Raw genomic sequence first — 17,104 nt, 5'->3', positions numbered from 1 at the left:
CATCTCTAGAGTGCCTTTAAGTAGGTGGAACGGAGCAATGCCATGAGTGAAACAGCCCTTATCGTAATCGACGTGCAGAACGATTTCTGCCCCGGAGGTGCCCTCGCCGTCGCTGACGGAGATGCCGTGGTGCCGGTCGCCAACAGGATGATGCAGCGGTTCGATCATGTGGTCCTGACCCAGGACTGGCATCCCTCCGATCACAGTTCCTTCGCCGCCAACAACCCGGGCCGCGATCCTTTCACCCTGATCGACATGCCATACGGTCCTCAAGTGCTCTGGCCGACACATTGCGTACAAGGATCCCCCGGCGCCGCCTTTCACAACGGCCTTGAGACAGATCGCGCCAACCTGATCATCCGCAAGGGGTACCGGAGCAAAATCGATTCTTACTCCGCCTTTTTCGAGAACGACCACACGACCACCACCGGGCTTGCCGGCTACCTGCGCGAACGCGCTGTTGAGAACCTAATCATGGTTGGGCTCGCTACGGATTTCTGTGTCCGTTTCTCCGCTGTCGACGCAACCAAGCTCGGCTTCAAGGTCACATTGCTGGAAGACGCATGCCGGGCCATCGATCTTGACGGATCTCTTGCTGCCGCCAGGGCAGAGCTGGCCGAGCACGGCATTACAGTGACGACATCCAATGCGATCTGAAGAATTGCGCGTTCTTGTTATCGAGAATTACAAGGGGACTGATGTCGGCGAAATGGCCGTTACGTTTGCCGATCGCGGTATCACGCTCGATGTCGTTCAAGCCTTCAACGGGACGCCACTGCCCGTCGGACCAGACGATCATGATGGCATGATCGTACTCGGCGGCGACCAGAATGCGCTGGACGATAGCGGCTCTCCCTATTTCCCGCCGTTGCTGGACTTGATCCGAGCCTTCGATACAGCACGCCGTCCGGTACTCGGCATTTGCCTCGGCGCGCAACTGCTCGCCCGGGCTCATGGCGGCGGCAATATCGTCGGAGACGAGCTTGAATTCGGGTATGTTCCGGTCACGCCTACAGCGGCAGGCATCAAAGATCCCCTGACCGCCATTCTTGACCCTCATGTTCCGATTTTCGAATGGCACAGCGATACCTTCACCCTCCCTCCCGGCGCAATCCACCTCGCGACAAGCAAGGCATATCGGAATCAGGCCTATTCGGTCGGTAATATGAGCTACGGTACCCAGTTCCATTTCGAGGTCGGACGCACCCTGGCGGAACGCTGGAGCACGGCACATGCCGGCTATCTTGATGCACAACGGCCAGGATGGCGCCCGCAGATCGCGCGGGAACTGGAACAACATGAAGCCGGGGCCTGCGCCTTCTGCGCCGCCTTCACCAATAGCTGGATCGATCTCGTCGCCGATGCACGCATCAGGCGGAGCGCCTGAGAGATCACGCTTGACCGCTCTACAACCGGCGGCGAAGGTGAGATAACAATTGCGATGTAATCTAGGAATACGGGCGTCCGATGGATAAATTCGAGTTGAGAGACAAGATTGTGCTGGTTGCCGGAGCCAGCTCAGGCATCGGGGCCGCGACCGTGGAGCAGCTTCTGGGTGACGGTGCTCGCGTTATTGCCGCCGCTCGCCGAATGGACCGCCTGCAATCTTTGGCGAAAGACCGGCCGGGTCATTGTCTTCCGCTGCAACTGGACGTAGCCGATCCGGCTTCCACTGCCTCGATGGTCGAGCGCATGCCCGAGGGCTGGCGCAATATACACGGCGTCGTGGTTTGTGCTGGTCACGATGTCGGCGGCCGGGCGCGTTTCGACGAAGCCGACGCAGATACCTGGACGGATATTATCGACACCAACGTGAACGGAACGATCCGGGTCTGCCGGGCGGTCATTGACCAGATGGTCGCGCTCGGCACGGGTCACATCGTCACCCTTGGCTCCACTGCTGGTCTCCGGGTCTATCCGGGCGGCAGTATCTACAATGCCTCGAAATTTGCAGTCCGCGCTTTCACCGACGGCCTCAGAATGGATTTCGCGCAGACCGATATCAGAGTGACCGAAATCCTGCCAGGCCTGACCCGCACCGAATTCGCGGAAAGCCGCTGGGGCGACGGCGGCAAGGCCCAGACCTTCTATGACAATGCTCCGGGAACGCTCGCACCGGAAAACATCGCGAACGCGATCGTCTATGCGATGACCGCCCCATCGAACGTCAATGTCTCCCAGCTTCTCGTCGAACCGACGCGGGCCTGACATCTGGCAGAGTATTGTGTCTAGCTCAACGCATTCTATCGTGCATTGATAGAAAAATTCCTGCTGCCACCCTCATTATCTTTTTAAGCAGAATCGGCCAAGCATATGAACGAACAAGCTGTCGTTGAGATTATCCTCTCGAACCTGATCGCGTTTCTTCTCGTCATTGGGGCCGTGATCGTCATCTGGAAGGGCGTCAAAATCGTTCCCCAGAGCGAGATATTCGTGCTTGAGCGTTTTGGGAAATTCACACGCGCTCTAAGGCCAGGGCTTAACTTTATCGTGCCGTTTCTCGACGCCGTGGCACACCGTGTCTCCGTTCTGGAAAGGCAACTCGAAGCCTGGGACATCAGTGTCATCACCAAGGACAATGTCGAGGTAGAACTTGAGACAACGGTCTTCTACCGCGTACTGGACGCTTCTCGCTCGGTCTACCGCATAAGAAATGTCGACCGGGCAATCCATACGGCAGCCACCTCAATCGTCCGATCCGCTGCCGGTAAACTGGAACTGGACGAGCTTCAGTCATCCCGGGAGTCAATGAATTCGGAGATTGAGAAAAACCTGCAAAATGCCGCAGAAGTCTGGGGTATCGAGATCACCCGAACAGAAATCATTGATATAAAAGTCGATGGGCAGACGCGTGAGGCCCAGCGGCACCAACTCAGCGCCGAACGGGAACGGCGAGCATCAATCGCCCGTGCGGAAGGTGAAAAACGATCCGTTGAGCTTTCCGCCGACGCAAGGCTCTATGAAGCTCAACGCGAGGCGGAAGCACGAATAACGCTGGCGGACGCCGATGCCTATGCGGTCAAAGTTGCTGCCGAAGCTGAAGCCAACCAGATCCGCGCGGTCTCAGCAGCCCTTCAGGAGAACGGAATGCCCGCCGCCAACTACGAAATTCTGAAACGGCAGATTGGAGCACTCGGTGAAGTAGCCTCATCCGACAATGCCAAGACGGTCATCATGCCGACTGAGATATCGGGCGTGATCGGGTCTTTGACCACACTTCTGGAAGCCCTTCCTCGAGAACAAACCCGATGAGCTCATTTATGTCGATCCATTATTGGGTCTTCCTTCCGGAAGCATGGGTCATCCTTGGCATTTTGCTCATCGCCGCAGAGCTGTTTGACGGGAGTATGATTGCCCTGCCGCTTGGCATTGCAGCACTGGCCATTGCCGTTCTTGTTTATGGACAGTCAGCGCTCTGGTTCAATGAGACTGTACTGTTTGAGACTTGGCGCCAGGTACTGATGATCTACGCAGGGATCGCCGTTGTGATGGTGGCAATCATCCGGTTTGTCTTCCAGCGACGTCGCAAAGTGGAAGAGGAAGATGTGAACGACTATTAGGCAATTGTCGTTCTCATCGTCTGATAGAGCCGCCGAACCTGCCAAACATCAGATCCAGGCAGCTTCAGCTCTCGGCCGCACCCAACCCGTCAAATGCGCTATGGCTGCGGATCAGATCAAGGCGCCAGCGCCTTGTCGGAATATGACGCTCCGCCGCCTGGCTCGGCGATTGCGGCTATGACCCAAACCTCGAACGCCTGGATCAAAGGGTCGGACATTTTCGAGTGCGGGTAGACCAGGTAATACCCGGCATCTTCATCAATTCTCACATCCGACAAAGCAACCAGCAAGCCGCTGAGGAGCTCAGACGCGGCCAGTGCGGGCCGTGCCAAGACCGCTCCCTGCCCGGCAACCGCGACGTTCAGTATTGAGGCCGCGTCATGGAATACCGCGCCGCTTCGAAACCGAAGCCCAGGCGCACCCGCTTTTTCGAACCAAGCCCGCCAGAACTCCGTCGAGTCCTCGTGATGTAATGGCAGTGCGGCAATCTGCTCAGGCGTCAGCGGCAGATCGGCCAGCGCGTAACCAGCATTTTGAAGCAGCGACGGGCTGGCGAACGGCTGCACGAATCCCTCCATGATCCGCTTCGAGACGGTACCCGGCCAATTGCCCCGGCCAAAACGCACCGCCACGTCAACACCATCGGAGACAAAATTCGCCAGCTCCACGGAGTGATGCAGATGCACCTCGACATCCGGTTCCATTGCCGCGAAGGAGCTGAGGCGCGGAACCAGCAGCTTGTAGGCGACAGACGGTGCGGCTGAGACGGTCAGAACCTTTTGGTTAGCATCCTCGCAGACCAAGTTAACAGCGCCTGCGATATTGTCGAAAGCCGCTGAGATAGGCGAAAGCAGCTTGGCGCCTGCCTCCGTCAGCCGGATCTGCCGACCGGCCCGATCGAAAAGCGACAGCCCGAACCAGTCTTCAAGCGCCCGGATCTGGTGACTGATCGCTGCATGGGTGACGTGCAGCTCGTCCGCCGCCTTAGAGACGCCACCCAGACGGGCCGCTGCCTCGAAGGCCCGGAGGGCTGTAAGCGGGGGAAGTTGCCGACTCATGATATGTAAATATATCTAACATAACAGGTGAAAATCAATCATTTGTCCTTGGCCCACTGAAAAGCGATATTCGGATGCAACAGCGGATTGTCTCCAACAACTGACAAGTGAGGAAAAGTTATGGAACACGCGATGCATCTGTTTCTGAACGGCGCCGGCGGCCTGACCCACGATGTCGCCATTTGGAAAGACTACGCCCGGTACCAAACCCGGCGCCACAATCATGCCGGAGAGTTCGCAGAAGCTCCGGCGAAATATGCCGGGCTCGAGGATGCGGCCGAGCAGCTTCGCCGCCTTTCCCGTCATGCGAAACTCAGCGCTCAAGACGCAAAACTGCTCTGCAAGGCGATGACCATCGTTGAAACCGAAGCCAATGCCCGCAGCCAAACAGCATAGCGCCTCTTAACGTTTGGCTGCATGAACGGGCGGCGCCACGGCGCCGCCCGTCTTTTTACCGGTTCCGGTATTAACGTTTCAGTGTGCGCAGTTCGCAAAACGGCGAATGCTTGGCAACGACTGTTTCCGACGCCCGTGACAGGATATCGGCCTGCGCAACCGTATAGCCTTCGGCCTCGACCAGCTTGACGATTTCCAGCAGATAATCGAGATCCGCTTCGACATGGGAGAGTCTGCCCGCTGCCCTGACCAGGGCCGTCCCAGCCTCGCTGAGCCGGTAGCACGGCAATGTCAGGTCTGCCGCCGGATCAGCATGGCTGACGCGGACAACCTTATCAGCGTACAGCAGGTTGGTCGAAAAACTGTCGGTCTTTTGCGATGAGAAGACTTTGCTGAGATCCCGGTTGGTCCGCAGCAAACCATATTCTTCAAGCAGCAGAATGCAGTCTCCTGTCAACTCTCGCTCACCGAAGAACTCATCGGAAAGCTTCACCAGGAAATTATTGATCCGGAATTTCGCCAGGATGGCGACCCAGCGGATCATTTTCCGATTGAGCGTCCTCATGACCCGGAAGGTAACCTGCGGGACCGTCCCGCTTTCTTCGGCTTCCAGAGTGAGCAGGGCTGCCCACATTTCCTGACCGGCCTTGTCGCCACAATCGGCAGCAGCCTCAATAAAGCGCACACACCAGTCCGGATCCACATGCCCGTCTTGTGGCGTATCGCTCTTGAGCATCGTCAGGGCGAGAGAGAACACAGCCTCAATATTGCGCTGACGCCTGATATCGCGTTCTTCGACTCGACATTGGGCGCGCTCGGCAAGTCCAGCATCTTCATGGTCATCGCCCTTGCGCACGGAGTCCAACCAGGACCGACCACTCGAGCCGAGCCCATAAGCCAACATCTCGCTGAAGCGGAGGCAGGCCGGGTCATAGGCCTCTACATCCGCGTTCGTCGAGCGGGGCGACCGTGATTTTGCTTCAGAATCCTCGCGGTTTTCTTCTGTCATGACACCGCCTGTTATTCACACCCAAAAGCCTATCACGGTTTTTCCGCCGCTATTAACAATTCCTGATTTCCGTCATTTCCGGAAATCGGCGACTCCGTCTGACCTGAAAGTGTCCATCTAGCCTCATTTTCGAGCCAGCCCACAACATCCCGGAGAGCATCAGCCCGCGCCGCTTCATCCCGGACAATGCCGCCTTTGCCGATACGCGATGGTCCGACCTCAAATTGCGGCTTCACCAGCGCGACCAGCCGGGCGCCCGATGCCGCGCAGGCGAGCGCCATCGGTAGTGCCAGCCTGAGAGAGATGAAGCTCACGTCCGACACTACCAGCCCGACCGGCTCGCCGATCATCTCAGGTTGGAGATACCGGGCGTTCAGACGCTCGTAGACATGGACCCGTTCATCCGCTGCCAGACGCGGTATCAACTGCCCATGCCCGACATCGACCGCATGCACACGAAGCGCCCCCCGATCCAGCAACACATCAGTGAAACCACCGGTCGATGCTCCAATATCGAGGCACACCAGACCGTTTGGGTCGATCTTGAAGATATCGAGCGCATGCGCGAGTTTCAGCCCGGCGCGGGAAGCCCATTTGAGCGCTGCGTCATCGAGCCGGACAATATGAACCTCAGTGACTTTCGCAGCCGGCTTGGTCACGGTGACGCCGTCGACCGTCACCTGCCCCGCCTCGATCAGATGCCGAGCTCTGCTCCGGCTTGCGGCAAGGCCCCGCTCCACCAGGGCAAGGTCGAGACGTTCAGATCCCACAGCCGGTCAGGCGCGGACCGGCGCCGAAGCCTGGTCGACGCCGAGTGTGCCGAGGACCGTTGTCACGATAGCAGCCGCATCGAGGCCAGCCTCGCGATATTGCGTCTCCGGCGTTTCGTGATCAAGGAAACGATCCGGCAGCACCATCGGCCGAACCTTGAGGCCGGCGTCAAGCAAACCATCTTCAGCCAGCGCATGCAGGACCTGACTCGCGAAACCACCGATGCTGCCTTCCTCGATGCAGATCAGAACCTCATGCTCCGCTGCGAGACGGCGCAAGAGATCCCGGTCGATTGGTTTGGCGAAACGGGCATCGGCCACTGTCGCGGACAAGCCGCGAGCGGCCAGATCGTCGGCGGCCACGAGGCATTCCTGAAGCCTGCAGCCGAGAGACAGCAGCGCGACATTCGCACCTTCGCGAACAATTCGGCCTTTGCCGACTTCCAGCACATCGCCGCGCGCAGGAAGCTCGACACCCACACCCTCCCCTCGCGGGAAGCGGAAGGCACTCGGCCGGTCGTCAATCGCAGCAGCCGTCGCAACCATGTGCTTCAGTTCAGCCTCGTCAGACGGCGCCATCAGCACGACGTCCGGCAGGCAGCCCAAATAGGCGAGGTCGAAAGCCCCGGCATGGGTCGCCCCGTCGGCTCCAACCAGCCCAGCCCGGTCGATTGCGAAGCGCACCGGTAGCTTCTGGATGGCCACGTCATGAACGACTTGATCATAGCCGCGCTGCAGGAAGGTCGAATAGATCGCCACGAACGGCTTCATACCCTCGCAGGCCATACCGGCCGCGAACGTAACGGCATGCTGTTCGGCAATGCCAACATCGAAGCTGCGCTCCGGAAAGGCTTTGGAGAACTTGTCGATCCCGGTGCCAGACGGCATAGCGGCCGTCACCGCGACAATCCGGTCATCCGCCTCGGCTTCCTTGATCAGCGCGTCCGCGAAAACCGACGTATAGCTAGGCGCATTAGAGACGGGCTTCTTCACCTCGCCCGTCACCACGTCGAATTTCGGCACGGCGTGGTACTTGTCCGCCGCCTGCACGCCGAACGGATGTCCTCGGCCCTTTTCAGTGACGACATGGAGCAGTACCGGACGATCCCGCTTCATGTCCCGGACATTGCGCAGCACCGGCAGCAAGTGGTCGAGATTGTGTCCGTCCACAGGCCCGACATAGTAGAAGCCGAGCTCTTCGAACAAAGTCCCACCGGTGACCATGCCGCGGGCGAACTCCTCGGCCTTGCGCGCAGTCTCTTCCATCGGCTTCGGCAAGTGTTGTGCGATCTGCTTCGCCAGGTCCCGCACGCTGCTATAGGATTTCGAAGAAATCAGTTGCGAAAGATGAGCGCTGAGCGCACCGACCGGAGGCGCGATCGACATATCGTTGTCGTTCAACACCACGATCATCCGGTTTCTCAACGAGCCGGCATTGTTCATCGCCTCATAGGCCATGCCCGCGCTCATTGCACCGTCACCGATCACGGCAAGGACGTTAAAATCGTCACCCTTCAGATCCCGCGCCACGGCCATGCCAAGGCCTGCAGAGATCGAGGTTGAGCTATGTGCTGCACCGAACGGGTCGTATTCGCTTTCCGAACGCTTCGTGAAGCCGGAAAGCCCGCCCCCCTGGCGCAGGGTACGGATACGGTCCCGGCGGCCGGTCAGGATCTTGTGCGGATAGGCCTGATGGCCGACATCCCAGATTACCTTGTCCCGCGGCGTGTCGAAAACATGGTGGATAGCGACCGTCAGCTCGACCACGCCGAGCCCAGCCCCGAGATGGCCGCCTGTGACCGAAACAGCGTCAATGGTCTCAATGCGCAAATCGTCGGCAAGCTGCTTGAGCTGCGCGTCGGTCAGCGTGCGGGAGTCAGCCGGGAGAGTGACTCTGTCCAGAATCGGGGTTCTGCGTTCGGTCATAGGTCCAATTCAGCCCTGGGGCTCAGTGCGTGCGGTCGACCACATAAGCGGCTACCTGTTTCAGAAGGTCTGCCCGCTCACCGAATAAATCAAGGGCGCGCGCTGCCTGCTCTGCCAGCAGCCGGGCCTGCGACCGGGCTCGCTCGACGCCGAGAACGGAAACGAAGGTCGCTTTTCCAGCCTCACCATCCTTCCCAACTGGCTTACCTGTCGTATTGGAATCACCAGTCTCGTCAAGCAGATCATCGGCTATCTGGAAGGCCAATCCCAGCTCTTGTGCGAAGGAATGCAGAGCATGGACATGACGCTCGGAGGCATGCCCCATAATCGCTCCCGACGTCGCGGCAAAAGCGAAGATCTCTCCGGTTTTCATCCTCTGCATGCGAGTGATGGCACCGATATCCAACTCGGTATCTTCCGCCAGCAGATCGATCATCTGACCGCCGACCATACCTTCACCACCCGACGCCTTCGCGAGGCCGGAAACCAGTTTGGCGCGGACAAAAGCATCGGAGCTGGTTTCCTCCGCCGACAAAACCTCGAAAGCCAGCGCCTGTAATCCGTCCCCAGCCAGAATAGCAGTCGCCTCGTCGAATTTCTTATGGCAACTCGGCCGTCCGCGGCGCAGATCGCTATCATCCATGGCGGGCAGATCATCATGGATAAGTGAGTAACAATGCAGGAACTCTACAGCGGCACCGACCCGCAGGGCGCACCGCTCATCGACGGCGAACATCTTGGCGGACTGCGTGACAATGAACGGCCGCAACCGCTTGCCACCGCCAAGACTGGAATAGCGCATGGCCTCAAAAACCCGCGCTTCGGCGTCATCCGCTTTCGGCAACAGGAAATCCATAACGCGCTCAACTTCGCGCGCGGTCGTTGCCATCGCGTCTTTAAGCTGGGTCATAAGCGGCGGTGATCCTGATCAATGTCGGAAAAATATGAAGCTTAGGCCTCGAATGGCTCGGCGGACACAGCGCCGTCAGCATCCGATTTCCGGATCTTTTCGACCTTCATGCGCGCTTCGTCCAGCTTCTTCTGGCAATGGGATTTCAGCTCCGCCCCACGCGCATAGGCGTTGATTGCATCATCTAAAGTTCCGTTACCGGATTCAAGCTTGCCGACGATCTCTTCAAGCTGCGTCAGCGCCTCTTCAAAGCTGAGGCCTTTGATCTCCGGTGATGGTGTCTCGCTCACGTCGGTCTCCTTCGGGTCAGTGCCCGACAATAGGCGCGGGGAGCCACCGATACAAGGGAACCCCACCCGCTTTTCGATGTCAGACGGCACTCATCAAAGTGCGCACATGAGCCGCTGTCGATTCTGCCAATGCCTCAAGGTCATAGCCGCCCTCGAGCGTGGAGACGATCTTACCGTCGCAGACCAGATCGGCGACCCGCATAAGCTCCTCTGTCACCCAGGCAAAATCCTCTTCCGTGAGACAGAGTGATGCCAGCGGGTCATCTATATGGGCATCGAACCCGGCGGAGATCATCAACAGTTCAGGCTGGAATTCGATCAGAGCCGGGGAAATGATCTCAGTGATAGCAGCGCGGAACTGTTCGCTGCCGGACATGGGCGGCAACGGCACATTTACGATATTGCCGACACCGCGCTCGCTCTGATGACCGGACCCAGGAAACAGCGGCGATTGATGAGTCGATGCATAGAAAACACCGCCATCCGCTTCGAAGATCGCCTGCGTGCCATTGCCGTGATGCACATCGAAATCGACAATCGCCACACGCCGCAGCCCATGCGCCGCGCGGGCATGCTCGGCACCGACGGCAATCTGGTTAAAGAAGCAGAAACCCATCGGTGTGCGAGGCTCGGCATGGTGTCCGGGTGGGCGCATGGCACAGAATGCGTTTTGTGCTTCACCGCCAAGCACGGCGTCGACCGCCGCGCAAACGGCCCCAGAACTGCGCAGAATGGCATCACCGGTACCGGGTGACATCACTGTGTCGCCATCTATCGGCCGCTCGCCGGTTTCGGGCACAGCCTCCAGGATCGCTTCCACATAGTCGAGGGGATGTGCTCTGGCGATCTGTTCCACGGCGGCTCTTGGCGCCTCCCGACGCTCAAGCCCGTTGAACTCTTCGGCGGACAAGGCTGTCAGCACTGCTTTCAGGCGCGCCGGGTGTTCCGGATGCATGCGTCCCGGGTCATGTCCAAAACTATCCGCATGGGTATACAGAATCGTCCCCATGTCCTTCCTCCCCAACTTTTTCCGGTCATCAGCGACGGATTATATTTCGCTCGTCGTTCTTACCAAGAAGCTCGGAGTTCCATCCAGCATCAACTTGCCGCGATGCGCGCCAATCCCTCATTGAATTAATTGCGATTGCTATGGATACCCGGCAAAATAGGCATATCTTCGCTACCTTCAGAGCAACCAGTCTTGATTTCACCGGCGCGAATCTCGTGACTTCTTGGCATAAAAAGGCGTGCGCGAAATGCCAGCAATGTTAGTAAAGCTGCCTCGAGTCCTTCTCTTCGCTATGCTCGCGGCCATGCTGGCCATCAGCGTGCCAGACATTGCGCATGCTCAGGGGAAAGCGAGCCCCGTTGAGGTCGACAAGGTCCGCGACGAAGCCCTGACTCAAACGGCACCTTTTTCGGCGCGTTTTGTCGCAGTCCAACTCGGCCCGGTCGCGACACGTATTTCAGAACGGATAGCCGAGATTTCCGTTCGCGCAGGTGAGCGGGTCGAGAAAGGTGCCGTACTGGCCCGGCTTTCAGACAACCGGCTGCGGGCAGAACGACAGCTTCGGGCATCGGAGTTAAAAAAAGCGCAAGCGCAACATGAGCGGGCGATGGCCAACCGGGCGAAAGCCCGGCAAGCCCTTGCGAGGACTGAGCAATTGCGCGGTTCCAATGCATTTCGCAAGAATGCACTAGAGGACGCCCAGCGCGACCTGGAAGCCGCGATCGCGAGCTCCATGGAGGCTGAAGCTGAAACTGAACGGGTACAGGCTGAATTGAACCTGGCTGAAATTGCCCTCGCCGATGCTTCGATCCAGGCTCCATATCACGGCGTAATTCTGGCCCGTCACGTGGTTGCTGGAGACTATGTCCAGGCTGGCGAAGCGATCGTCACTCTAATGAATGAAAAAAACCTGGAGATCGAGGCCGATGTCCCGGCACAGAGGCTCTCCGGTCTGCATCCCGGCGTTCCGGTTAAAGCCGTGCTGCAAGACGGGCAGATTCTTACCATCGAGATGAGAGCGATAATCCCCGAGGAGAACCCGCGCACCCGCAGCCGGGCAGTCCGGTTTTCTGCGCTCTTGCCAGAAAACTCTTCGCAAATTGCCGAAAACCAGAGCGTCACCGTCCATATCCCCATCGGCGAAGCGCGTAAGGTGATCAGCGTTCACAAGGACGCTCTGCTTCTGGATGGCAGCCAGCCCAGGGTCTATGTGGTGATCAACGACAAGGTCGAAATTCGACCGGTCACGATCGGTGCTTCCCTCGGCTCACGCTTTGAAGTGACGAATGGCCTTGCCGTCGGCGAGATCGTGGTCATTAAAGGCAACGAACGCCTGCGACCTGGGCAGCCAGTAGCCGTTCAGGTAAAGGGCTAAACCAATGGACACATTGATCCGTCATTCGATCCAGCGGCCCGTCGCAGTCCTGGCTATCGTCATGATGATCGTGATGTTTGGCATTGTCGCCCTGCAAAGCATCCCGATTCAGCTCGCCCCCGATGTGAACCGGCCGGTGATAACGATCACGACCAACTGGGGTGGTGCGGCCCCTGCCGAGATTGAACGCGAAATCATCAACCGGCAGGAAGACGAACTGAGAGGACTAGAAGCGCTGGAATCAATGATTTCCAGCTCTGAGGACGGACGTGGCCGGATAACGCTGGAATTCTCTCCCGGCACCGACATGGACAAGTCGCTGCTTCTGGTAGCCAACAGGCTGGACAGGGTTGGCAACTACCCGGACGAAGTGGACGAGCCGACCTTCCAAACGGCCGGGTCGGAAGATAATGCCATCGCATGGGCAGTGATACTGCGCGAGGACGACAACAACACGCCAATCCACACATACGGCGATTTCGCAGAAGATTACGTTAAAGCGCGGATTGAGCGTATTTCGGGAATTGGCGAAGCCCGGATCTATGGCGGTGGTGAGCGCGAGATGCGGGTGACCATCGATCCGCAATTGCTCGCCCATTACCAGCTCACCATTCCGGATGTCCTAGCGTCCCTGCGCAGCGCCAATGCCTCCGTTTCAGCCGGCGCCGTGGATGAAGGCAAGCGACGTTATGTAGTCCGCACCGAAGGCGACTTCGAGAGTATGGAGAATGTGCGCGGTGTCGTCCTGCGTTCCATCGAAGACCCGATGACCGGACGGGTTGCCCGTGTCAGCGTCTCCGACGTCGCAACGGTATCGATGGGTTACAAAGACCCCGTCGCACGCATCCGGCAGTTCGGCACACCGGCGCTCGCGGTGCCAATGTATCGGGAAACCGGCGCCAACGTCATCGAGGTGATGACTGAGGTCCGCCAGGCGATCGACGAGTTGAACACGGGATATCTATCCGCGCGCGGCCTGAAGATGATCCAGGTCTACGATGAGACGACCTATATTGATTCTTCGATCGAGCTGGTGCGCCAGAATATCTGGGTTGGCGGCATTCTGGCAGCGCTGGTGCTCTACTTGTTCCTGCGCAGCGGCAATGCCACTCTGGTCATCAGTCTCGCCATACCGGTTTCTGTTATTGGATCGTTCGTCGCAATGGCGGCGTTGGGCCGTTCCATAAACGTCATCTCGCTGGCAGGCATCGCCTTCGCCGTCGGCATGGTGGTCGATGCCGCAATCGTGGTGCTGGAAAACATCTTCCGACTACGGCAGCTCGGCCACGACCCGAGAGAGGCAGCATATCGGGGAGCACAACAGGTCTGGGGCGCGGTGCTGGTTTCCTCGCTGACCACAGTCATGGTGTTCATCCCGATCCTGGTGATGGAACTGGAAGTCGGCCAGCTCTTCAGGGATATTGCTGTCGCAATTTCGGTCGCGGTCTGCCTGTCGCTTGTGGTTTCCGCCACGGTCGTTCCGGCACTCGCCAGCCGCCTTCTGAAAAACGAGATCGGCGATCTGAGCACGTCCCGGCGTGTTCCTGTAATCGACCTTTTTGCCCGTAGCTTCCTGACCCTCGTCATGAAGCAGACCCGTGCCGTGGTGAAAAACCGCTTCCTTGCCCTAGTGGTTATCAGTGGCATGACCGTCGGCAGCATCGCCGCGACCTGGGCCATGCTTCCCGAGCTCGACTACCTGCCGGAAGGTAATCGGAATCTGGTCATCGGTTTCGTCAAACCCCCGCCCGGATACAACCTTGACACAATGGCCGAGATCGCCACCAAACTCGAGAACGCGACCAAACCGATTTGGGATTTTTCCGAAACGAAGATCGTCATGGAGGACGGCACGCCCACCATGTCGCGCTTCTTCTTCGTCGCTTTCCGGGCCAATGTGATCGTCGGGACCGCCGCAGCCGATCCAACCCGCGCCAAGGAACTGATACCGGTACTCCGGCGCTCGCTTTTCACCGAGCCGGGAACCTTCGGCTTCTTCCGTCAGAGTTCTCTTTTCGGACGCGGTGTCGGTGGGACGAGTTCAATCGACCTCGACATTTCCGGAGGAGCGCTCGAAGAACTCACAGGTATCGCGCAGCAAACATTTTTCAGGGTCGGCCGCGCTTTCCCGCGCGACGAAGGCACTCAAATACGTCCGCTGCCCTCCCTGTCGCTCGGCGCCCCGGAAGTGCGGGTCGTGCCCGATCGCACCCTACTTGCCGACAATGGCGTAACCGCCCGCGATCTTGGCTTTACGGTCGATGCCTACAACGATGGTATCCGAGTGGCCGAGATCACCGTGCAGGGGGAACGTATCGACCTGACCCTGACCGGTCTTGAGGATCATATTCTGGAAACTCAGGGCATAGCCGATCTGCCCGTCGTGACAAGCGAGGGCAAAATCTTACCGGCAGGGTCACTTGCCAGCGTGGTTGTCACCACCGGCCCGACAGAGATACGTCATGTCGGACGTGAGCGGACAATTACCCTCGTGGTCTCCCCGCCTTCTGGTATGCCGCTGGAAGCCGCTCTGAACAAGATGTGGGACGAAGTGATCACACCAATGGAAGAGGCTGGCCTGCCGCCAGGCGTCAGCATCCGCATGTCCGGCACAGCCGACAAACTGGCGGAGACCTGGAACGAGATGGTGCTCGATCTCGTGATGGCGCTGGTCATCGTCTATCTGGTCATGGCGGTATTGTTCGAGAGTTTCTTCTATCCGCTGGTGATCATTTTCTCGGTTCCGCTGGCAACAGCCGGCGGCGTGGTTGGACTGGCCACACTCAACATCTTCATCCAGCAAAATCTCGACATGCTGACCCTGCTCGGCTTCGTCATCCTGATCGGGATTGTTGTGAACAACGCAATCCTGCTTGTGCACCAAACCCTGCATCACATACGCCAAGACGGCATGGAATCTGGTTCCGCGATCATCGAGGCAACTCAAAATCGTATCCGGCCGATCTTCATGTCGACACTGACCAGTGTCCTTGGAATGCTTCCGCTCGTCGTGTTTCCTGGCGCCGGATCGGAACTCTATCGCGGCCTTGGCTCAGTTGTGATCGGCGGGCTCTCCCTTTCCGCCGTATTGACGCTTGCCATAATCCCGCCATTGCTATCGCTCTGCCTCAGCCTTGTGGAGCCAGGAAAACAGGCGCCTGGCGAGCCGCCTGAAAGCAAATCTGACGGCGCATCCAAACAAGCAGCAGAATAAAGCCGCCCAGTGGACTGGCGACGTCGGAGAAAATTAAAAAATATATGGAATTTATTGGTAAATTTTACATACATTAATACCGGGTAATGAATACGGTGTTCCACTTGGGGATCGAAGTTACCCCAAGTTACGGATACCCTCATGGCGCTTTCACATATGCCCCCCGACGGCTATTGTTCTGCGTGGAATCTAAAAAGTATTACAAACACTCACGAGAGAGCCTCATGATTATGGGTACGGTTCGCTGAAATGACGCCTCAGGAAATCGCGAATATCCTGGATGAACATGAAAAATGGCTGAGCCGCGCCCATAGTGGATCGCGAGCGAATCTGGCGCGCGCCAACCTTTCCGGCTTCACGCTCGAAAAAGTGAACCTGAAATCCGCCAAGATGTCTGGCGCCAATCTGCAGAAAACCATCTTGGCTGGCAGTGACCTCAGCCATACGGACTTGTTCTGTGCTGTTCTGGACGGCGCAGATCTGCGGGATGCGGACCTCCAAAACGCGGACCTTCGTGGTGCATCTATCCGCAATGTCGCCTTCAAAGGCGCTAATCTTGTCGGCGCCGACTTCCGCGGCGGAACATTGATGTTCGGGACAGACGACGACGAAGGCCAGCGGGACGGCCCGACATCCAACCAGCAGGGGGCCGACCTAAGCTACTCAGCCATGCCAAGCGCGAGCATGGCAGGTGCACAACTGGCCGGCGCGAACCTCTCCGGGGTAAATCTGCGCAAGGCAGACCTGAAGGGAGCGGATCTTTCCGGCTGCGTGCTGGTCGAAGCCGACCTTTCCGGTGCGGACCTGCAGGATGCCAACCTGAGCGGAGCCCTGCTCGACAATACAATCCTGAAGCATGCCAATCTGTCAGGAGCAAATCTGGACAGCTGCGACCTCTCAGGAGCGGACTTGACGGGCGCCAATATGGTCCGCAACGAAGACTCTCTCCCATTCGAGGTCCGTGAAGTTCTGAACATGCATTATGTATGGATCCGGGAAGACGGCCGTCTAGGGGATCGCGCGATCCTGAAGAATACCGATCTCAGTTTCATTGATCTTGCCGCGGTCAACCTGTCTGGCGCGGACCTGCATGGCGCCAATATCAGCGGGGCCAATCTCTCGAACGTGCTCCTTGTGATGTCCGACTTATCCAACACAAACCTGAAAGGGGCGAACCTGAGCGGGGCAACCCTTGAAGGGATCAACCTCGCACATGCGGACCTGACCGATGCCGACCTTTCACATTCCATAATCGCTCCGGTCGATCTTAAAGATCAGGAAGGCAATCTCACCGGAAGAAAATGGCCTGCGAACCTATCAGGCACCAAGCTGGTGAATGCAAACCTCAAGGACGCCGATCTCAGGAATGCAAACCTAGCCGGGGCCGATCTTTCTGGTGCCAATCTTGCCGGTGCGGACATGTCGCGTGCGAACCTGACGGATGCAGTCTTCAAAACCGAACAACTTGCCGTCGCTAAGACCGACGAGAAAACCGGTAACAGCTAATCTTAAAAACCAATGACATTGAGCGGCGCAACGGGTTCAGACAGCCAGTTTCGAAGGAGGTTCCTCTTGACCACTGAGCAT

At 58.2% G+C, this 17,104-nt stretch carries 16 protein-coding genes; 9 read left to right on the top strand and 7 right to left on the bottom strand.

Annotated features, from left to right (window positions below; all coding sequences use genetic code 11):
- The first annotated feature begins 42 nt into the window (after positions 1-42).
- The 5 genes from pncA to ABJ076_RS20100 all read left to right on the top strand — a co-directional run bounded on the left by pncA (position 43) and on the right by ABJ076_RS20100 (position 3,560).
- Entirely contained in the window at positions 43-657 is a 615-nt protein-coding gene (gene pncA, locus ABJ076_RS20120; RefSeq protein ID WP_348193027.1) for a bifunctional nicotinamidase/pyrazinamidase, read from the top strand.
- Positions 647-1,387, top strand: coding sequence for a type 1 glutamine amidotransferase (locus ABJ076_RS20115; protein WP_348193025.1), 741 nt, complete (start codon positions 647-649; stop codon positions 1,385-1,387). Before pncA ends, ABJ076_RS20115 begins: the two co-directional genes overlap by 11 nt.
- Before the next feature lie 80 nt (positions 1,388-1,467).
- On the top strand, positions 1,468-2,208 hold the full coding sequence (locus tag ABJ076_RS20110; RefSeq protein ID WP_348193022.1) for an SDR family oxidoreductase: 741 nt from the start codon (positions 1,468-1,470) through the stop codon (positions 2,206-2,208).
- Between the two features lie 105 nt (positions 2,209-2,313).
- Positions 2,314-3,252 carry an SPFH domain-containing protein gene (locus ABJ076_RS20105; protein ID WP_348193019.1) on the top strand — a complete coding sequence of 313 codons (939 nt, stop codon included), beginning with the start codon at positions 2,314-2,316 and terminating at the stop codon, positions 3,250-3,252.
- Complete coding sequence (locus ABJ076_RS20100; protein ID WP_348193016.1) at positions 3,249-3,560, top strand: hypothetical protein; 312 nt, start codon at positions 3,249-3,251, stop codon at positions 3,558-3,560. Before ABJ076_RS20105 ends, ABJ076_RS20100 begins: the two co-directional genes overlap by 4 nt.
- A 116-nt stretch (positions 3,561-3,676) precedes the next feature.
- Here ABJ076_RS20100 and gcvA read toward each other — a convergent pair whose 3' ends face one another.
- Positions 3,677-4,618 (bottom strand): transcriptional regulator GcvA, encoded by a 942-nt coding sequence (gcvA, locus tag ABJ076_RS20095; protein ID WP_348193013.1) that lies wholly within the window; start codon positions 4,616-4,618, stop codon positions 3,677-3,679.
- A 120-nt stretch (positions 4,619-4,738) separates the two neighbouring features.
- Between gcvA and ABJ076_RS20090 the strand changes: the two genes are divergently transcribed.
- Positions 4,739-5,014 carry a hypothetical protein gene (locus ABJ076_RS20090; protein WP_348193010.1) on the top strand — a complete coding sequence of 92 codons (276 nt, stop codon included), beginning with the start codon at positions 4,739-4,741 and terminating at the stop codon, positions 5,012-5,014.
- Between the two features lie 70 nt (positions 5,015-5,084).
- Here the strand turns inward: ABJ076_RS20090 and ABJ076_RS20085 are convergent, their stop codons facing one another.
- From ABJ076_RS20085 to ABJ076_RS20060, 6 genes are all read right to left on the bottom strand, one after another.
- Positions 5,085-6,023, bottom strand: coding sequence for a DUF2806 domain-containing protein (locus ABJ076_RS20085; protein ID WP_348193007.1), 939 nt, complete (start codon positions 6,021-6,023; stop codon positions 5,085-5,087).
- Positions 6,024-6,055: 32 nt separating this feature from the next.
- Positions 6,056-6,793 (bottom strand): TlyA family RNA methyltransferase, encoded by a 738-nt coding sequence (locus tag ABJ076_RS20080; RefSeq protein ID WP_348193005.1) that lies wholly within the window; start codon positions 6,791-6,793, stop codon positions 6,056-6,058.
- A gap of 6 nt (positions 6,794-6,799) precedes the next feature.
- Positions 6,800-8,719 (bottom strand): 1-deoxy-D-xylulose-5-phosphate synthase, encoded by a 1,920-nt coding sequence (dxs, locus tag ABJ076_RS20075; RefSeq protein ID WP_348193003.1) that lies wholly within the window; start codon positions 8,717-8,719, stop codon positions 6,800-6,802.
- Between the two features lie 22 nt (positions 8,720-8,741).
- Complete coding sequence (locus tag ABJ076_RS20070; protein ID WP_348193000.1) at positions 8,742-9,629, bottom strand: polyprenyl synthetase family protein; 888 nt, start codon at positions 9,627-9,629, stop codon at positions 8,742-8,744.
- A 41-nt stretch (positions 9,630-9,670) separates the two neighbouring features.
- Complete coding sequence (locus tag ABJ076_RS20065) at positions 9,671-9,919, bottom strand: exodeoxyribonuclease VII small subunit (RefSeq protein WP_028464445.1); 249 nt, start codon at positions 9,917-9,919, stop codon at positions 9,671-9,673.
- Between the two features lie 79 nt (positions 9,920-9,998).
- The gene (locus tag ABJ076_RS20060; protein WP_348192997.1) at positions 9,999-10,928 is read right to left on the bottom strand and encodes a histone deacetylase family protein; all 930 of its coding nucleotides are present in this window, start codon (positions 10,926-10,928) and stop codon (positions 9,999-10,001) included.
- A gap of 247 nt (positions 10,929-11,175) precedes the next feature.
- On the opposite strand from ABJ076_RS20060, the gene ABJ076_RS20055 reads away from it, so the two are divergent.
- The 3 genes from ABJ076_RS20055 to ABJ076_RS20045 all read left to right on the top strand — a co-directional run bounded on the left by ABJ076_RS20055 (position 11,176) and on the right by ABJ076_RS20045 (position 17,023).
- Entirely contained in the window at positions 11,176-12,303 is a 1,128-nt protein-coding gene (locus ABJ076_RS20055) for an efflux RND transporter periplasmic adaptor subunit (protein ID WP_348192994.1), read from the top strand.
- Positions 12,304-12,307: 4 nt separating this feature from the next.
- Complete coding sequence (locus ABJ076_RS20050; RefSeq protein ID WP_348192992.1) at positions 12,308-15,517, top strand: efflux RND transporter permease subunit; 3,210 nt, start codon at positions 12,308-12,310, stop codon at positions 15,515-15,517.
- 249 nt (positions 15,518-15,766) lie between these two features.
- On the top strand, positions 15,767-17,023 hold the full coding sequence (locus ABJ076_RS20045; protein WP_348192989.1) for a pentapeptide repeat-containing protein: 1,257 nt from the start codon (positions 15,767-15,769) through the stop codon (positions 17,021-17,023).
- Positions 17,024-17,104: the final 81 nt, after the last annotated feature.

This window comes from Nisaea sp., from assembly GCF_039990255.1.
In the GTDB taxonomy this organism is placed as follows: Bacteria; Pseudomonadota; Alphaproteobacteria; order Thalassobaculales; family Thalassobaculaceae; genus Nisaea.
Note: the sequence above shows the minus strand (reverse complement) of the source record. Positions and strands in the feature narration are given on the sequence as shown.

What these genes read in the sequence shown, in the direction of transcription:
- ABJ076_RS20050 (WP_348192992.1), top strand. Translation starts at nt 12,308, where the DNA reads ATGGACACATTGATCCGTCATTCGATCCAGCGGCCCGTCGCAGTCCTG.
- ABJ076_RS20090 (WP_348193010.1), top strand. Translation starts at nt 4,739, where the DNA reads ATGGAACACGCGATGCATCTGTTTCTGAACGGCGCCGGCGGCCTGACC.
- gcvA (WP_348193013.1), bottom strand. Translation starts at nt 4,618, where the DNA reads ATGAGTCGGCAACTTCCCCCGCTTACAGCCCTCCGGGCCTTCGAGGCA.
- ABJ076_RS20055 (WP_348192994.1), top strand. Translation starts at nt 11,176, where the DNA reads ATGCCAGCAATGTTAGTAAAGCTGCCTCGAGTCCTTCTCTTCGCTATG.
- ABJ076_RS20060 (WP_348192997.1), bottom strand. Translation starts at nt 10,928, where the DNA reads ATGGGGACGATTCTGTATACCCATGCGGATAGTTTTGGACATGACCCG.
- ABJ076_RS20110 (WP_348193022.1), top strand. Translation starts at nt 1,468, where the DNA reads ATGGATAAATTCGAGTTGAGAGACAAGATTGTGCTGGTTGCCGGAGCC.
- dxs (WP_348193003.1), bottom strand. Translation starts at nt 8,719, where the DNA reads ATGACCGAACGCAGAACCCCGATTCTGGACAGAGTCACTCTCCCGGCT.
- ABJ076_RS20045 (WP_348192989.1), top strand. Translation starts at nt 15,767, where the DNA reads ATGACGCCTCAGGAAATCGCGAATATCCTGGATGAACATGAAAAATGG.
- ABJ076_RS20085 (WP_348193007.1), bottom strand. Translation starts at nt 6,023, where the DNA reads ATGACAGAAGAAAACCGCGAGGATTCTGAAGCAAAATCACGGTCGCCC.
- ABJ076_RS20100 (WP_348193016.1), top strand. Translation starts at nt 3,249, where the DNA reads ATGAGCTCATTTATGTCGATCCATTATTGGGTCTTCCTTCCGGAAGCA.
- ABJ076_RS20105 (WP_348193019.1), top strand. Translation starts at nt 2,314, where the DNA reads ATGAACGAACAAGCTGTCGTTGAGATTATCCTCTCGAACCTGATCGCG.
- ABJ076_RS20070 (WP_348193000.1), bottom strand. Translation starts at nt 9,629, where the DNA reads ATGACCCAGCTTAAAGACGCGATGGCAACGACCGCGCGCGAAGTTGAG.
- pncA (WP_348193027.1), top strand. Translation starts at nt 43, where the DNA reads ATGAGTGAAACAGCCCTTATCGTAATCGACGTGCAGAACGATTTCTGC.
- ABJ076_RS20115 (WP_348193025.1), top strand. Translation starts at nt 647, where the DNA reads ATGCGATCTGAAGAATTGCGCGTTCTTGTTATCGAGAATTACAAGGGG.